The following is a 15,156-nucleotide window of genomic DNA, read 5'->3' as shown; positions in this document are numbered from 1 at the left end:
TCCGGGAGTGCCCGCTGTCCGGGAACGCCCGCCGTCCGGGAACGCCGGCCGCCCGGGCGGTGTGCCGGATCCCGGCGCGCCCGAGCCACCCGGCGTTCCCGGATCACCTCAGCGCAGCAGCTTGCGCACCAGCAGCACGGCGACCAGCACCCCGGTGCCGACGAGCGGGTACCTGATCCTCGGGTCGTCGAGCTTGGCCCGGACACCGGCCTGCGCGGTGTCCGCGAGCTTCTGCGGGTTCGCCTTGTCCCCGATCCGGTCCAGGGTCGTCGCGAGCTGCTCCCTGGCCTTCTCGATGTCGCGTTCGATGGTCTCCGGGTCGCGCGCCACGTGTCCTCCCTCGCCACATCCTCTTCGCAGGCTGTCACGGTAGATCACGGGTGCCGCGAACGCCTCACCGGCCACGCCGTCGGGTGGCCCACACGTTACGCTACAGGCGTATCGGGCCCGTAGCCCAACAGGCAGAGGCACACGGTTTAGGTCCGTGCCAGTGTGGGTTCGACTCCCACCGGGCCCACCGCGACGGCGGAGCTCACCCCGCTGTCCCACGCCCGTAGCGGTCGTCTTCACCGCGGTCGTCGCCACCGCTGCGTGGTCCCAGCCGGTCGAGGGCCTCGGTGGTCGCGTCCGCGGCGGCGGCGAACGGTTCCAGCACGACGTCGGCCCCGGCCTCCCGGAGCAGGGCCGCGTCCCGCGCGGTGTGTGCCGTCAGGGCCACCACGCCCTCGTATCCGTGGTGGCGCAACCCGTGCAGGAGCGCCTTGTTGATCTCCGCAACCGGGATGGTGCTGATCACGTAGCGGACGGTGGACAGCGGGAGGGTCTCCAGGAAGTGCAGATCCTCGGCGCTGCCGAACACCGCGGAGACCTGTGTGCGGTCGTTGGCGCCCACCCGGTGCGGATCGAAGTCCACGGCGAGCACGCGGTGCCCGGTGTCGCCCAACCGCTCGGCGAGGTGACCACCGAACCGTCCCAGTCCGTAGACGATCCCGTCGAACGTCCCCGGTTCCCGGACGTCGCCCGGTGATGTCCACGACGCTCGAACACCGCGATCCGGTGCTTGATGCGTTCGTAGATCGTGTGCGAGTACAGGATCAGGTAGGTCGAGGCACCGATCGTGATGATCCCGACCACGGTGATCAGGCCGACGGTGGCGTTGGTGATGTGGCCCAGGCTCAGTCCGAGCGCGGCGAGGATCAGCGAGAACTCCGAGATCTGTGCCACGGTCAACCCGGCCAGGAACCCGACCCGCACCGGGTACCGCATGGCCGCCATGATCAGCACGACGATGAGCGGGTTCCCGACGAGCACGAACACCGAGAGCACGAGCGCCTCGGTGATCTGCCGAGTGGCGTCGGTGAACTCCAGGCGGGAGCCCAGGTCCAGGAAGAAGAACAGCAACAGGAAGTCCCGGAGGCTGACCAGACGGGCGCCGAGCGCGTCCCGGTACGGCGTCCCCGCCAATGACACCCCGGCGAGGAAGGCGCCCACCTCGGAACTGAAGCCCAGCCAGTCGCTGAACGCGGCCACCGACACCGCGTACGCGATGCCGAACAGCAGCAGGAGTTCCTGGGACCGGGCGATGTGGTGGGACAACCACGGCAGCACGTACCGGCTCAGCACGGCGATGCCCGCCACGAGCCCGAGGCCCTTGGCGAACACGAGGCTCACGTCGAGGAGGAGGTTGTCCCCCGTGGTCCGGCCGAACGCGGTCAGCACGATCATCACCAGAACCACGACGATGTCCTGGACGATGAGGAACCCGACGGCGATCCGGCCGTGCAGGTGCTCCAGCTCCCGCTTGTCGGAGAGCAGTTTGACGATGATGATCGTGGACGAGAAGGTGAGCGCCACCGCGACGTAGAGGGCACTCACCGTGTCCATGCCCAGCGCGACGGCGATGAGGAACCCGACGCCCGAGGTGAACACGATCTGCCCCAACCCGGTCGCCAGCGCGATCGGGCCGGTACTCCGGATGAGGTGCAGATCGAGTCGGAGGCCGACGAGGAAGAGCAGGATCGCGATGCCCATGCGGGCCAGCAGCTCGATGGTGCCGTCGGCCACGACCCAGCCGGTCCCCGTCGGGCCTACCAGGATGCCGACGCCGAGGAAGGCGACGATCAACGGCTGCCGCAGGCGCGTCGCGATCAGCGCCGCACCCGCGGCGATCGCGAGGATGACGGCGAACAGGCCGAAAGCGTGCGCACCCATCGGCGACTCCGTGGTCGGCTGCCCTCGGACAGCACGATACCCACGGGCAACGCCCCCGGCCCGCCGCGAGCCACCACTTCGGAGCCCGCGGGTCACCGCTCCGCCGTACGTCCGGGAGAAGACGTGCTCCGTGGGCAGGATCGGACACGTCCTGTCCCGTGACCGATCTGCCGGTACCGACTTGCCGCCAGGTATTGACCGTGTCGATGCCGATAATCATCCTGTGTAAGCACATAGCGTCACCATTGACTGCTACGACGGTGACAAAGTCCCACAGTCGAACGAATCACCCGCGGCCCGTGCGCCATCGGCCGCCGCGGAGTGATCGCAGCCGACCACACCGGGATGCAGCACACGTGATGGAGCGATCAACCGAGCGACGTCGGGATGATCTCGATGCGATAACATGACCGCACCGTAGTCACTTTTGGTGTTCGTACCGCTACGAGGGATACGGCGAAGGTGTGAGTTTGAGGATCGACCACCTGCGCCAGAGAGGATCGGATGTCTGCCTTGGAGACGCCGGACATGTCCAGAGGGGTACACGGAGCGCCGTCAGGGTGGTGGCGTCAATACGATTCCCACGGCGTCATCGCCGGGCACAGCGGCATCGACGAGGTCCGTACGCAACTGGCGATGACCACGTTCATCGCCCTGATCTCGGTCGTCGCGCTCGCCGGGGCCGGGGCCATCGTGGTCGGGGCGGAGTGGCTGCCGGCGACACAGGTCTCGATCATCGTCGCCACGGGTTCCGTCCTTGCGTCACTCGCGGCGCTGGGACGGGCCCACCTCCTCTGTCAGACAATCCCTCACGTCCGGGTCGCCCCCGCTTTCGGGAACGAACCGCCCGCCCGGGACGACGGCCTGTCCACGAACGAGGGGGAGGCGGGATCGGGGACGACGCCGGAGAGCGCCCCGGCACCGGAGACCGCCCCGACGCCGGAGACCGCCCCGACACCGGTCACGTCGCCGGAAGAAGCGCCGGGCCCGGCCGAGCCCGCTCAGGGACAGGACGCCGACCTCTGGCTGCGGCGGGAGGTTTTCGGCAAACTCGCCTACCGCCTCCAGTCACTCGTCAATCGGCTGATCCACCGAATCGACACGGTGGAACAGGAGATCGAGGATCCCGAGCTGCTCAAGTCGCTGTATGCGATCGACCACCTCGCGACCCGTATCCGACGCCAGGTCGAGAATCTCGCCGTCCTGGGAGGAGAGGCTCCACAACGACGGTCGAACGTCCCCGTGGAGGCCAATGCGGTGCTCCGTGCCGCCGTGGCGGAGATCGAGCACTACACTCAGGTCACCACCGTTCCGATCCGCGAGGTGAAATTCCGTGGCCATGTGGTCGCCGAGATCATTCACCTCTTGGCGGAACTGCTGGAGAACGCGACCACGTTCACCACTCCCGACGCCCCGAAGGTGATGCTCCGCGCGCATCCCGTGGCGGCGGGACTCGCCATCCAGGTGCAGGACCGGGGGATCGGCCTGTCCGGTGAAGACCTCGCGCGGTTCAACAGACTGCTCCACGACTCGACCCGGGTGGATGTCGGCCAACTGCTCCAGGACGGTCGCATCGGGCTGGCCGTGGTGAAGATTCTCGCGCAGCGGCACGGTATCGGGGCCGAGCTGCAACCCAACATCTTCGGTGGCACGGACACCTCCGTCGTGATCCCGCACGAGTTGCTGGGCGAACAGGGTGCACTGAGCCCACAGGGCACAGGGGAACCGGCGCCGCCACGCGAGGTGACACCGGAACCGCCCGGACCGGACAGGAGAGCCCCGCTTCCCACCCCTGCGACGGCGACGCCGGTCGCGGCCGGGACCCCGGCCGGCGCACCCCCTCAACCGTGGCCCCGCACGCAGTCGCGACCGGCCGTCGGGGACGAGGGATGGACACCCGAGGTGACACAGCCTTCCCCTGCGGTCCCACACGTGCCGTCCCGCTCCGGCGGGCCGACCTCGGAGAGCACGAGCGGTGAACTCTTCCGGGACGAGCACACCCCGACCGACTGCCACGAGCTCCTGCGCGAGGACGACACCCCGCCCGACGTGTTGCCGGTGCGCAGACCCGGGGCGACGTTCCCGAAGCACCGTCTCCAGGACCGCGACGGCACGGCCGATCCCGGGGAGGGCAGTCCCACCACCGCAGGGCAGGACACGCAGGCCCCGGAAGAGGACACCACCCCCTCGAGCCGGTCCGACCGGCCGGCGCTTCCCCAGCGTCGTGGCTCGTACATGCCGGAACAGCTGCGTGAGCCACCGGAACGCACCCAGTCCGTCCCGGACCACAACCCGACCCTGATGGCCTCCCTCCTGGAGGGGCGCGGGCGTGCCGAACAGGCACAGCCGGACCAACAGCAGTACGAACCGCCCCAGAGCGGTCCGCATCCGAAGATCAGGAACACCGAAGGGACCTCCGATCCATGGCCGACATGACCCTCCTGCTCAACCGGCTCATCGATGCCGTGCCCGGAGCACGCAGCGCGGTGTTGCTCTCGGTCGACGGACTGCCCAAGTACTGGGTCGGGTTGGACGATGACGACAAGGACACCCTCGCGGCTCTCGCCAGCAGTATGTGCTCGCTCTCCTACCAGGTCGGCACCCGCTTCGGCGACTCCGGCAGTTCGGGTTTCCGTCAGGTCGTGACGGAACTCGGCGACATCATGCTGTTCGTGTCCGCGGCCTCGGCCGGCAGCGCGCTGGCGGTACTGGCGGGTCGTGAGGTGGACCCGCGCATCATGGGTTACGAGATCGAGATGCTCGTCAAACAGGTCCCGGACCATCTCACCACGCCCAACCGGGTGCCCGGGTCGGATGTGCACAATGGATCCCGGTGACCATGAGCGGTCGCGACGAGAACTTTCCGCACACGGACGGCGAACACACGGAACTGTGGGTTCGTCCTTACACCGCCACCAACGGGCGTACCAGGCCGAGCACGACCCTCGACCTGATGTCGCAGGTCAAGGCCACCGGACGAGGAACGATCGCCGAACAGTGGCTGGGGATCGAACACACCGAGGTCCTGCAATTGTGCCGTGTACCCAGATCCGTCGCGGAGGTCTCGGCACAACTCCGGCAGCCGGTGATCGCGGCCAAGGTGTTGCTCTCGGATCTGGTCGAATCAGGCGCCGTCGTCGTACGCGCCCCCACCTCCGACCATGAGTACACAAACAGCCCGGAAGTACTGGAGGCATTGATTGTCGGCCTCAAGCGCCTATGAGGAGCAGTTCCCGCTGCAACTCAAGATTCTTGTCGCGGGCGGTTTCGGTGTGGGCAAGACGACCTTCGTCGGCGCCGTGAGCGAAATCGAACCATTGACCACCGAGGAGACGCTCACCACCGCCAGCCTCGACGTCGACAGCCTCATCGGCATCGAGAACAAGTCGACCACCACCGTCGCACTGGACTTCGGCCGGATCACGTTTCCCGTCGAGAACCCGACCCTGCCGTTTCCGTCCATGGTGCTCTACCTGTTCGGCACGCCTGGCCAGGACCGTTTCTGGTTCATGTGGAACGAACTGTCCCAGGGAGCACTCGGCGCGGTCGTCCTGGCGGACACGCGCCGTCTGGAGGACTGTTTCGCCGCGGTCGAGTTCTTCGAGACGCGGGGTGTCAGCTTCCTCGTGGCGGTGAACGAGTTCGAGGGCGACCAACACCGGTACGACAACAACGAGATACGCACCGCACTCGCCCTGAAAGATCACGTACCACTCGTCCGTTGTGACGCCCGTGATCCCGGGTCGACCAGCAGCGTGTTGATCACTTTGCTGCAGAGCATTCTCGACACGACCCGGCAGGGACGAACCTCCACCGAACCCTACAACCCAGTCGGGAGTGAACCATGAACAACGATCTCTCCATCGACCGCCACCTGCTGAGCGCTCCGTGGGATTCCGAGCTCGAACAACGGACGGACCGGCTGCGCAAGCTCGACCTCGGCAGCCGGCCCGAGCCGGAGTTCGACGCGGTCGCCGGGAGGCTGGCCGACATGGCGAACGCTCCGTACGCCATGGTCAACTTCATCAACGAGAACGAACAGTACTTCGCCGGCCTGTACACTCCCGACAACTCCAACGCCGGGGCGTTGGACGCGGCACGGACCGCGGCACAGGCGTCGCCCGGCCGCGTCATGGCCCGTGACCACGGATACTGTCCCCACGTCGTGGTGCGCCGAAAGGCACTGGTCCTCGGGGATGTGTGCGACTATCCGAGGTTCGCGGGGAACCCCGTTGTCGACGAGATCGGTATCCGCGCCTACATGGGTGTGCCGCTGATCGAGGAGGAGACGGGGACCGCGCTGGGTACCATCTGCGCGGTCGCCTCCGAGCCACGCCCGTGGGGCCGTTCGGAACTGCACGCACTGAAGGACATGGCCGCCGAGGTCATGCAGCTGATCCAGCGTCGCACGTAGTCCCGCGTTCCTCCAGCGCGGCGGCACTGGAGCGGACTTCCTCCGCCAACCGCACCGACCACTGGCTCTGCGACTTGCCGAGTGCGTTCTCGGCAAGTCGCAGGCGCTGGACGTCCGAGGTCCCCGCCGGTGCGTAGATGTGGTGGGCGTCGCGGACCAGGCGCTCCAGTGAGCGATCGGCGGAGAGTCCGTACGCGGCGTGCACCTCCATGGCGGTGCGCGCCGCGTTCAGGGACAGCTCCACGTTGACGAGTTTCGCGTTCATCAACTCCGTGTCGCACGGAAGACCCTGGTCCAGCAGGTGGACGGCGTGGTACGCGAGAATCCGCGCGGTCATCAGGTCCGACTGGAGCTGTCCGAGTTTCTGCTTGACCGTCGGCAGCTCCCCCAGTGCCTGCCCGTAGCGCTGGTGCTCCCGGGCGAAGCGGGCGGTTTCCTCCACAATGGCCTGATGGATACCCAGCGACACCGCCGTCAGATTCGGTCGACCGTAGAGGGTGCTGGACGAGTAGGCGACGTTGAGACCGTCCCCTTCGGAGCCCAGTAGGTTCTCCGCCGGGACACGGCAGTCGTCGAACACCAGCTCACCGAAGCTGAACCCGTGCAGTCCCATCGCCGTGCCGTGCTCCGGCAGCGACAGCCCGGGCGCCGTGGACGGAACCAGGAACGCCGAGAGTCCCTTCGATCCAGGACCGGTACGGGCCACCACACCATGAAGGTCACCGACGTGACTGTTACCGACGAAGACCTTCCGTCCATTCAGTACGTACTCGTCCCCGTCGCGTTCTGCGCTCATGGACATTCCCAGCACGTGGCCGCCCGACTCCGGCTCCGTGACCGCGATCGTCGGCAGGCATTCCCCGGTGCTCACGGCCGGCAACCATCGCCACTTCTGGGCCTCGTCACCGAAGTGCAGGATCTTGGCGACGCCCAACTGCGATGCCTGCGCCATCGCACCCATCGCGCCACTGACTCTCGCCAACTCCTCGATGACGATCGTCTTGGCGAGATGCCCCAGTCCCAACCCGCCGTATGCCGGTTGGACCGTCACACCGATCCAACCCTTCTCCGCGATCAAGCGGGACATCTTGTGGTCCACCGAACGCGACTGTTCCATGTCGGCCACTTGTGGCCGCACCGTGGTCTCCGCGAACTCCCGCACCTCTTCGCGGAGCCGACGGTGCACATCGGTCGTGAAATAGTCGTCCGTCACGCTCTCGTGGCTCAACAATACTCCCGAGCTTGCTGTGTTCAACTTCGTTCGGCCGCACGCGTACCCGGACACGCTATTTCACCGTGCGGTCGCCGGAGTACCGCCTTCATGGTGATCTTGAAAGGCGGTCCGATGCATCGTGTTGACACAGAGTCTCGTGAGAGGCTGTCCGGGGCTTCGTCCCGGCGCCGGGCGGTTCGCATCCGCGGGTGTCTGCAGGGGACTGTCACGAACGGAGAGTCAACCTGCGCTCAGTGTAGTCAGAACATCACGGAAAGAAGTTGGCCACACAACTCAGTGTGTGAGTACCAAATGTCCTATATGGTGCCGATCCGCTCGAATACGCGGGGCGGCCCAGGTGTGTGTCCGGTCAGTGGTCGGCCGGCAGTGCGAACGGCGTGCGGAGCGGGTCCACGGTCGTCGCGTTCCTCCGCGGCACGAACTCGGAGTAGTCCACCGGTTCCTCGCTGGTGGTGTGGCTGAACCGCACGGGTGCCACGTCGGCGGCGGAGGAATCGGACTCGGTGGAGATGAATGTCGTCAAAAGAAAGATCAGTCCCTCGTCGTGGGGTGTCGACGGTTCGGCGGCCACGTGGCACGCGGACACCGCGACTCCGATCGCCGGGGACGGCCGTCCGCCACCGGGTGTGTCCCCGGTGACGGACGGCCTTCTCAGGCTGCGTCGAAGCGGGCTTCGCTCAGAGCGCCTGGACGCCGGTGGCCTGCGGGCCCTTGGTGCCCTGGCCGACCGTGAAGGCGACGCGCTGGCCGTCGTCGAGGCTGCGGAAGCCGCGGCCCTCGATCTCGGAGTAGTGCACGAAGACGTCGCCGTCGCCCTCATCGGGGGCGATGAAGCCGAAGCCCTTTTCGCTGTTGAACCACTTCACGGTTCCCTGGGTCATGTCGTACCTCCGTAAGCTCGAAGTGTGGTTTCTCGTGGCCGCACCGAGCGGCCACGGGCAGCCGCAAGGTTCGAACGGCCACCACTCCAGCTACGCGAGGACAAGCGACACGCCCGCAACCGATTTCCGCGGACGTGAACGAACACGAACACGCAAAACTTGCGACTGTTCAGGGCAACGCCCTGAGGTACCGGGCTTGTTCCCGGCACCTCCGGAAGCCTACCCCACCACCCCGGGCGGGGAAAAGGCGCCGTCGCACCCCCCTCCCCGGAAGCCCGCCACGGCACCGTCACTCACTCGGCGCTGTCCCGGAAGCCGAAGCCGTCGGCGTGCCCGTTGCCCGCCGAGGCCTGCCGGTCGGCGTGCTCGTCGAGCAGGTCGCCCGCCTCGATGAGCCGCGCGGCCAGGTCGTGCTGCCGGGTCACCGACACCCGCCCCGCGCGCAGCGCCTCGATGAGCTCGGCGAGTTCCCGGTGCGCGGCGGTGAGGGCGCTCAGCACCAGCGACGTTCGTTCCTCCATCACATTCCACTCCTTCGAAGTCCCCCGAACGGACTACAGGTGCAGACAAAAGGAGGAGTCAGGTATGACGCACAGGCGTCCGTGACGCGCGCCATGACTACATCTGGTAACGATCACGTTCGGGGCCACTCAGACGAGGTAACTGTGCTTACACTTGATCGCCCAACACGACCCCGACCGGCGTGAGGTGGCAGTGCGGCTATCCCGACTCCTCGTCCCCGCGTTCGTCCTCACGTCCGCGGCACTGGCGCCGGCCACCGCCGCGGCACAGGGCGACGGGGCACCCCGTCCCCCGTCCTTCCCCGCCCGCGCGGCACAGGCTCTCGTCGACGGCATCCAGTTCGGCGCCATCATCGCGATCACGGCCGTCGGGCTCTCACTCGTCTTCGGCACGACGCATCTGATCAACTTCGCGCACGGTGAACTGGTCACCCTCGGCGCCGTCGTCGCCTTCTTCGTCAACGTCGCCGCCGCGGGGCCCGGTCTGCACATCGTCGCCGCGGCCGCGATCGCCGTCGTGGTCGGCGCGGTCATCGGGGCGATCGCGGAGATCGGGCTGTGGCGACCGCTGCGCAGACGCGGTACCGGAATGATCAACGCGTTCATCGTGGCGATCGGACTGTCCCTGCTGCTGCGACATCTCACGCTCGTAATCTTCGGCAGCAGACCGGGCTCGTACCGGGAGTACGACCTCCAGGAGCCGCTCACCCTCGGCCCCGTCGGCATCACCCCCCGGGACCTCACGATCACGGTGCTGTCCGTGCTCGTGCTGGTCGGCCTCGCCCTGCTGTTGCAGAAGACCCGCATCGGCACGGCCATCCGCGCGGTCTCGGCCAACCGGGACCTGGCCGAGGCCTCGGGCATCGACGTGCAGCGTGTGGTGCTGTTCGTGTGGCTGCTGGGTGGGGCCCTGGCCGCGCTCGGTGGGGTCTTCTTCGGACTCGCCGAGATCGTGACCTGGGACATGGGCTTCCGGCTGCTGCTGCTGATGATCGCCGGGATCATCCTCGGCGGGCTCGGCTCGGCGTACGGGGCGATGGCGGGCAGCTTCGTCATCGGCATCGTCGCGCAGGGCTCCAGCCTCTGGTTCCCGGTCGATCTGCAGAACGCCTGGGCGCTGCTCGCGCTCATCGTCGTCCTGCTGGTGCGACCGCAGGGGATCCTCGGCCGGCCGGAACGAGTGGGCTAGGCGGTACACATGAACTGGGAAGTCATCCTCTCCGACGCGCTGCGTGCCGGGATCGGGCCGATCGCGGCCGTGTACGCGCTGTCCGCCGTCGGGCTCAACCTGCACTTCGGCTACACGGGTCTGCTCAACTTCGGGCAGGTCGCGTTCATGCTGGTGGGCGCCTACGGCGTCGCCGTCTCGGTCTCGACGTTCGGCCTGTCGCTCGCCGCCGGGGTGTTCGTCGGCCTCGCCTGCTCCGTGGCGCTGGCGCTGCTGCTGGGACTGCCCACCCTCCGATTACGCGCCGAGTACCTCGCGATCGCCACCATCTCGGCGGGCGAAATTTTGCGACTGTTCTACCGCTCGGAATGGTCCGAGCCGGTCACCGGCGGCGTGTTCGGACTGCAGCAGTTCGCGAACGACTTCTACGCGGTCAACCCGTTCCCGCCGAACCAGTACCAGTTCCTGACACTGATGTTCAGTGCCCGGGACATGTGGGTGCTGACGGTGTCCTGGGGTCTGGTCGCCGTGGCCACGCTGGTGGTCTGGCTGCTGGTGCGCAGCCCGTGGGGCCGCGTGCTGCGTTCCGTGCGCGAGGACGAGGACGCGGTCCGCAGCCTCGGCAAGAGCGTCTACACGTACAAGATGGCCAGCCTGGTCCTCGGTGGTGCGCTCGGCTCGATCGCCGGGATGCTGCTGGCGATCCAGAACCAGTCGGTGAACCCGGACAGCTACGACCCCGTGGTCACCTTCTACCTCTACACGCTGCTGGTGCTCGGCGGCGCGGGACGGGTGTTCGGCCCGATCCTCGGGTCGGCCCTGTTCTGGGCGATCCTGACCTTCCTGGACAGCCTGTTGCGGGAGGCCATCTCGAACGGGATCGTCCCCCCGACCGTGATCGACGAGTCCGAGGTCGGTGCGCTGCGGATGGCACTGGTCGGCCTGGGGCTGATGCTGCTCATGATCTTCCGGCCGCAAGGCATTCTCGGCAGTCGCAAGGAGATGCTGCTCGATGCCCGCTGACACGCCCACCGACGCCCCCGACGACCCGTTGGCCGCGGTCCCGGCCGAACCCGGCGTCGCCAAACCGGACCCGGTGCTGACCGCGGACGGGGTCACCCGCGCCTTCGGCGGCCTCACCGCCGTCCACGTGGACCACCTGGAGATCCAGCGCGGCACCATCACCGCACTGATCGGCCCGAACGGGGCGGGCAAGAGCACCCTGTTCAACGTGCTGAGCGGGTTCGACCGTGCCGACGCGGGCACCTGGTCGTTCGACGGGACCACGATCGCGGGCAGACCCGCGCACCGCATCGCGCGGGGAGGGCTGGTGCGCACCTTCCAGCTCACCCGGACCCTGTCGAAGCTCTCGGTGCTGGACAACATGAAGCTGGCCGCGCGCGGCCAGCGCGGCGAGCACCTGCTGCTGTCCCTGCTCCCGCCGGTGTGGACCGGTCAGGAGAAGCGGATCGAACGGCGTGCCGACGAGCTGCTCGAACGGTTCCGGCTGGCGCACATGCGCGACGAGTACGCGGGCACGCTCTCCGGCGGCCAACGGAAACTGCTGGAGCTCGCGCGGGCCCTGATGGTGCGGCCGACGATGGTCATGCTGGACGAACCGATGGCCGGGGTGAATCCCGCACTGACCCAGTCGCTGCTGGGGCACATCACCGACCTGCGGGACGAGGGCCTGACCGTGTGCTTCGTCGAGCACGACATGGACGTCGTCATGGGCATCAGCGACTGGGTGGTGTGCATGGCGGAGGGCGGGGTGGTCGCGGAGGGGCCGCCGGACGCGGTCGGGGCGAACCCGGCCGTGATCGACGCCTACCTCGGCAGCCACCACGACGAACCGGGAGCGCGGGGAACGGAGGCCGACGATGAGTGAGCCCCTCCTGGTGGCCGAGGAGGTGTACGCGGGCTATGTCCCCGGGGTGGACATCCTGCGCGGCTGCGGCCTCGAACTGGGTCCCGGCGAGATCGTCGGGATCGTCGGGCCGAACGGCGCGGGCAAGTCGACCCTGGTGAAGGCCGTGTTCGGACTGCTGCGGGTGCGCAGCGGCAGCGTGCGGTTCCGCGGGGCCGACCTGACCAACAAACCCGCGCACACGCTGGTCTCCCGCGGGCTCGGGTACGTGCCGCAACGGGACAACGTGTTCTCCACCCTGACCGTGGAGGAGAACCTGCGGATGGGCACGTATCTGCGGCCGAAGGCGTTCACCGGGCGCCGGGACTTCGTCGAGGAGCTGTTCCCGCTGCTCGGGCAGCGGCGTGGGCAGAAGGCCGACTCCCTGTCCGGCGGGGAGCGGCAGATGCTGGCGATGGCGCGGGCGCTGATGATGCGGCCGGAGGTGCTCCTGCTGGACGAACCGTCGGCGGGGCTGTCGCCGCTGTACCAGGACCAGGTGTTCGACCGGGTCCGGCAGATCAACTCCGCGGGCGTGGCGGTGCTGATGGTGGAGCAGAACGCCCGCCGGTGTCTGCAGATCTGCGACCGCGGGTACGTCCTCGACCAGGGCACCAACGCCTACACCGGCACCGGCGCGGACCTCCTGCACGACGAGAAGGTCATCGAGCTCTACCTGGGCACCCTCGCCCGCGCCCGCTGACCCGTCCACGCACCCGGCCGGGTGTGCCGTGAAGGCCCCCTTGCCTGCGCCCGGTGCCGTGAAGGACTCCTGCACCGCATCACACGCAGCGAAGGAGTCCTTCACGGCACACCGGCGGCCGGGTGGTCAGTCGACCGAGCCCTGCTTGGTCTCCAGGGTCTGGAGTTCGCCGTTGTCGTCGTAGGTGTAGACGTCGAACGTCGCGGTGCCGGGCTCACCGGCCTCCACGAAGTCGAGCGGCCCGCTGACCCCGTCGTAGTCGATGTCGGTGCCCTCGTCGAGCAACGCCTTGCAGTCGGCGAACGAGGTGCACTTCTCACCGTCCCGGGTGACCCCGTTCATCTGGGAGACGAACGCGCCCGGGTCGTCGGACCCGGTGGCCTCGGCGGCCAGCGCGATGGTGGTCACACAGTCGTAGACCTGCGGCGCGAACTGCATCTCGGTGAGCTCGGGCGCGAACTCCTTGAGCCGGGCGCTGTAGTCGTCGTTCTCGGCCGTCGGTGCCGTGCCCTTCATCCCCGAGATCAGTCCGGGGTCGTTCGGCGACACGAGGTCGGCCAACTCGGCACTGCGGAGGCCGTCCGTGCCGTAGATGCCGATGTCCTGCGGACCCGCGCCCGCCTCCACCATGGCCTGCAGCACCTGCGCACCCTCCTCGAACGCGACGACCAGCGCCGCGTCCGGGTCCGCACCGCTGACCTGCTGGGCGACCTGGTCGAAGTTGGTGGCCTCGGGGTCGTAGGTCTCGGAGACCACGACCTCGGCGCCCTGCTCCTCCAGGGCCGTCCTGGTCGCCTCCATCAGTCCCCGGCCGTAGTCGTCGGCGCGGGCGGCGATGGCGACCCGTTGGTGCCCGTCGCCGGTGATCACGTCGGCCAGTACCGGGGCCTGCAGGTTGTCGCTCGGTGCGGTGCGGAAGTAGAAGCCGCCGTCGTTGTAGTCACTGAACGTCGCGGCGGTGTTCGAACCGGAGCACTGCACCACCCCGGAGCCGGTGATGTTGTCGATGATCGCGAGCGACATCCCGGAGGCCGCCGCACCGATCACCGCGTCGACCCCGGAGGAGAGCACCCGGCGCGCGGAGTCGACCGCGACGCCGACCTGGCCGGCCTCGTCGCTGCCCACCACCTCGGGGATCGGCTCGCCGAGCACCCCGCCCGCCTCGTTGATGTCGGAGATCGCGAGTCCGACCGACTCGATCTGTGGTGGGCCGAGGAAGGCGAGCTGCCCCGTCTCCGGGAGCACGTACCCGAGATCGAGTACGCCGTTCCCCCCGTCACCGCCTCCTCCCTGCTGATTTCCACCGGTCGCACACGCGGTGGCCACCAGTGCCGTGACGCTCAGGAAGATCGCGGATCGCCACCAGGCCGATGCTCGCATCCTCCGCCTCCCATCATCCGGGTCCGTGGGCGGCCGGGCGGCGGTGTCACCCCGCCCCCGGCTGTCCTTGCGAGAGTGCGAGACTAGATCGTTCGGCCCGCACCGGGAACACACCGCAGCGGATCGATACGTGTCGTTGACTTGCGGGCAGGTCCACTCGCCCGGAGTATCGTGGCCGTGACGCCGGGTGAGCGGCGCCGGACGACGCGGAGGAGGTGCAGCAGTGACCCCTCGACGCCTGCTCCGCTGGCCCGAGCGCTGGGCCGACCGGTTCGAGAGGCGTGGTGTCTACGTCCCGGGCGAGGACAGCCGGGGGCTCGACCCCTGGCGGGACTGGGGCTGGCTGATCGTGATCTGGCTCGCGGGCCTGGCCGTGTTCATCCTCGTCTTCGCGATCGCCGTCTGAGGTAACACCGGCGCCACACCCGGTCGGGCACCCTCTCGGTCGTGACCGCGGCCACCGCGGGGCCGGGTGCACATTACGACGAAGACACATCCCGGAACCGGATCTGCGACGACTCCCCGCCCCGGGTGGATAGCCCGGACCGTCGCCGACACAGTAGAGGTGGCGGCGTGTGCGCCGCCGAACGGAGCAACGAGACCGGACGATCGGACCAGGGAGTACGGCTGTGCGAACGCGAGGGCCTGTCGGCGTACTGTGCGCGGTGCTCGCGCTCACCGCCTGCGGCCCGTCCTCGGCCGACGACGCGGCACCCGCCGCGCCGGCGATCGGCGCCC

General features: G+C 68.2%; 17 protein-coding genes, 1 tRNA gene and 1 pseudogene. 11 read left to right on the top strand and 8 right to left on the bottom strand.

Annotated features, from left to right (window positions below):
- Positions 1-108 precede the first annotated feature (108 nt).
- Positions 109-330, bottom strand: a complete 222-nt coding sequence (locus ACTIR_RS0120295; RefSeq protein WP_007024646.1) for a DUF3618 domain-containing protein — start codon at positions 328-330, stop codon at positions 109-111.
- Positions 331-443: 113 nt separating this feature from the next.
- Between ACTIR_RS0120295 and ACTIR_RS0120290 the strand changes: the two genes are divergently transcribed.
- Positions 444-517, top strand: a tRNA-Leu gene (locus ACTIR_RS0120290).
- Positions 518-532: 15 nt separating this feature from the next.
- Here the strand turns inward: ACTIR_RS0120290 and ACTIR_RS27635 are convergent.
- Together ACTIR_RS27635 and ACTIR_RS27630 are read right to left on the bottom strand one after the other, a co-directional pair.
- Positions 533-943: an NAD-binding protein gene (locus ACTIR_RS27635; RefSeq protein WP_233345958.1), complete on the bottom strand. Its 411-nt coding sequence runs from the start codon at positions 941-943 to the stop codon at positions 533-535.
- Between the two features lie 227 nt (positions 944-1,170).
- Positions 1,171-2,211: pseudogene (locus ACTIR_RS27630) on the bottom strand (cation:proton antiporter domain-containing protein); the annotation flags it as partial.
- Between the two features lie 636 nt (positions 2,212-2,847).
- On the opposite strand from ACTIR_RS27630, the gene ACTIR_RS24575 reads away from it, so the two are divergent.
- From ACTIR_RS24575 to ACTIR_RS0120260, 5 genes are read left to right on the top strand one after another with little or no spacing between them, the layout of a single operon-like run.
- Positions 2,848-4,647 carry an ATP-binding protein gene (locus ACTIR_RS24575; RefSeq protein WP_052583978.1) on the top strand — a complete coding sequence of 600 codons (1,800 nt, stop codon included), beginning with the start codon at positions 2,848-2,850 and terminating at the stop codon, positions 4,645-4,647.
- Positions 4,635-5,048 carry a roadblock/LC7 domain-containing protein gene (locus ACTIR_RS0120275; RefSeq protein ID WP_026455642.1) on the top strand — a complete coding sequence of 138 codons (414 nt, stop codon included), beginning with the start codon at positions 4,635-4,637 and terminating at the stop codon, positions 5,046-5,048. Before ACTIR_RS24575 ends, ACTIR_RS0120275 begins: the two co-directional genes overlap by 13 nt.
- A gap of 2 nt (positions 5,049-5,050) precedes the next feature.
- Positions 5,051-5,434, top strand: a complete 384-nt coding sequence (locus ACTIR_RS0120270; protein ID WP_034241247.1) for a DUF742 domain-containing protein — start codon at positions 5,051-5,053, stop codon at positions 5,432-5,434.
- On the top strand, positions 5,412-6,059 hold the full coding sequence (locus ACTIR_RS24570) for a GTP-binding protein (protein ID WP_052583977.1): 648 nt from the start codon (positions 5,412-5,414) through the stop codon (positions 6,057-6,059). The genes ACTIR_RS0120270 and ACTIR_RS24570 overlap by 23 nt, the downstream gene beginning before the upstream one ends.
- A complete protein-coding gene (locus ACTIR_RS0120260; RefSeq protein ID WP_026455640.1) occupies positions 6,056-6,625 on the top strand; it encodes a GAF domain-containing protein in 570 nt (189 codons plus the stop codon). The genes ACTIR_RS24570 and ACTIR_RS0120260 overlap by 4 nt, the downstream gene beginning before the upstream one ends.
- Here the strand turns inward: ACTIR_RS0120260 and ACTIR_RS0120255 are convergent.
- The 4 genes from ACTIR_RS0120255 to ACTIR_RS0120240 all read right to left on the bottom strand — a co-directional run bounded on the left by ACTIR_RS0120255 (position 6,597) and on the right by ACTIR_RS0120240 (position 9,261).
- A complete protein-coding gene (locus ACTIR_RS0120255) occupies positions 6,597-7,838 on the bottom strand; it encodes an acyl-CoA dehydrogenase family protein (protein WP_034241208.1) in 1,242 nt (413 codons plus the stop codon). The genes ACTIR_RS0120260 and ACTIR_RS0120255 overlap by 29 nt on opposite strands.
- Positions 7,839-8,208: 370 nt before the next feature.
- Complete coding sequence (locus tag ACTIR_RS0120250; protein ID WP_026455638.1) at positions 8,209-8,445, bottom strand: hypothetical protein; 237 nt, start codon at positions 8,443-8,445, stop codon at positions 8,209-8,211.
- Between the two features lie 91 nt (positions 8,446-8,536).
- Positions 8,537-8,740, bottom strand: coding sequence for a cold-shock protein (locus ACTIR_RS0120245; protein ID WP_007024643.1), 204 nt, complete (start codon positions 8,738-8,740; stop codon positions 8,537-8,539).
- A 293-nt stretch (positions 8,741-9,033) separates the two neighbouring features.
- Entirely contained in the window at positions 9,034-9,261 is a 228-nt protein-coding gene (locus tag ACTIR_RS0120240; RefSeq protein ID WP_026455637.1) for a hypothetical protein, read from the bottom strand.
- A 193-nt stretch (positions 9,262-9,454) separates the two neighbouring features.
- Between ACTIR_RS0120240 and ACTIR_RS24565 the strand changes: the two genes are divergently transcribed.
- Genes ACTIR_RS24565 through ACTIR_RS0120220 form a run of 4 tightly spaced genes read left to right on the top strand, consistent with a single transcriptional unit; the run spans position 9,455 to position 13,038 of the window.
- A complete protein-coding gene (locus ACTIR_RS24565; protein WP_084789647.1) occupies positions 9,455-10,450 on the top strand; it encodes a branched-chain amino acid ABC transporter permease in 996 nt (331 codons plus the stop codon).
- A 9-nt stretch (positions 10,451-10,459) separates the two neighbouring features.
- The gene (locus ACTIR_RS0120230) at positions 10,460-11,452 is read left to right on the top strand and encodes a branched-chain amino acid ABC transporter permease (protein WP_026455636.1); all 993 of its coding nucleotides are present in this window, start codon (positions 10,460-10,462) and stop codon (positions 11,450-11,452) included.
- Positions 11,442-12,317 (top strand): ABC transporter ATP-binding protein, encoded by an 876-nt coding sequence (locus ACTIR_RS0120225; protein WP_026455635.1) that lies wholly within the window; start codon positions 11,442-11,444, stop codon positions 12,315-12,317. Before ACTIR_RS0120230 ends, ACTIR_RS0120225 begins: the two co-directional genes overlap by 11 nt.
- Positions 12,310-13,038 (top strand): ABC transporter ATP-binding protein, encoded by a 729-nt coding sequence (locus ACTIR_RS0120220; RefSeq protein WP_007024635.1) that lies wholly within the window; start codon positions 12,310-12,312, stop codon positions 13,036-13,038. The genes ACTIR_RS0120225 and ACTIR_RS0120220 overlap by 8 nt, the downstream gene beginning before the upstream one ends.
- 126 nt (positions 13,039-13,164) lie before the next feature.
- On the opposite strand, the gene ACTIR_RS0120215 is transcribed toward ACTIR_RS0120220, so the two are convergent.
- Entirely contained in the window at positions 13,165-14,418 is a 1,254-nt protein-coding gene (locus ACTIR_RS0120215) for an ABC transporter substrate-binding protein (protein ID WP_007024634.1), read from the bottom strand.
- A 223-nt stretch (positions 14,419-14,641) separates the two neighbouring features.
- On the opposite strand from ACTIR_RS0120215, the gene ACTIR_RS0120210 reads away from it, so the two are divergent.
- Positions 14,642-14,824, top strand: a complete 183-nt coding sequence (locus tag ACTIR_RS0120210) for a hypothetical protein (RefSeq protein ID WP_026455634.1) — start codon at positions 14,642-14,644, stop codon at positions 14,822-14,824.
- The last annotated feature ends 332 nt before the right edge of the window (positions 14,825-15,156 follow it).

The organism is Saccharomonospora iraqiensis subsp. iraqiensis, assembly GCF_000430445.1.
Taxonomy (GTDB): Bacteria; Actinomycetota; Actinomycetes; order Mycobacteriales; family Pseudonocardiaceae; genus Saccharomonospora; species Saccharomonospora iraqiensis.
The sequence above is the reverse complement of the archived record's forward strand: the minus strand, read 5'-3'. Positions and strand labels throughout refer to the sequence as shown.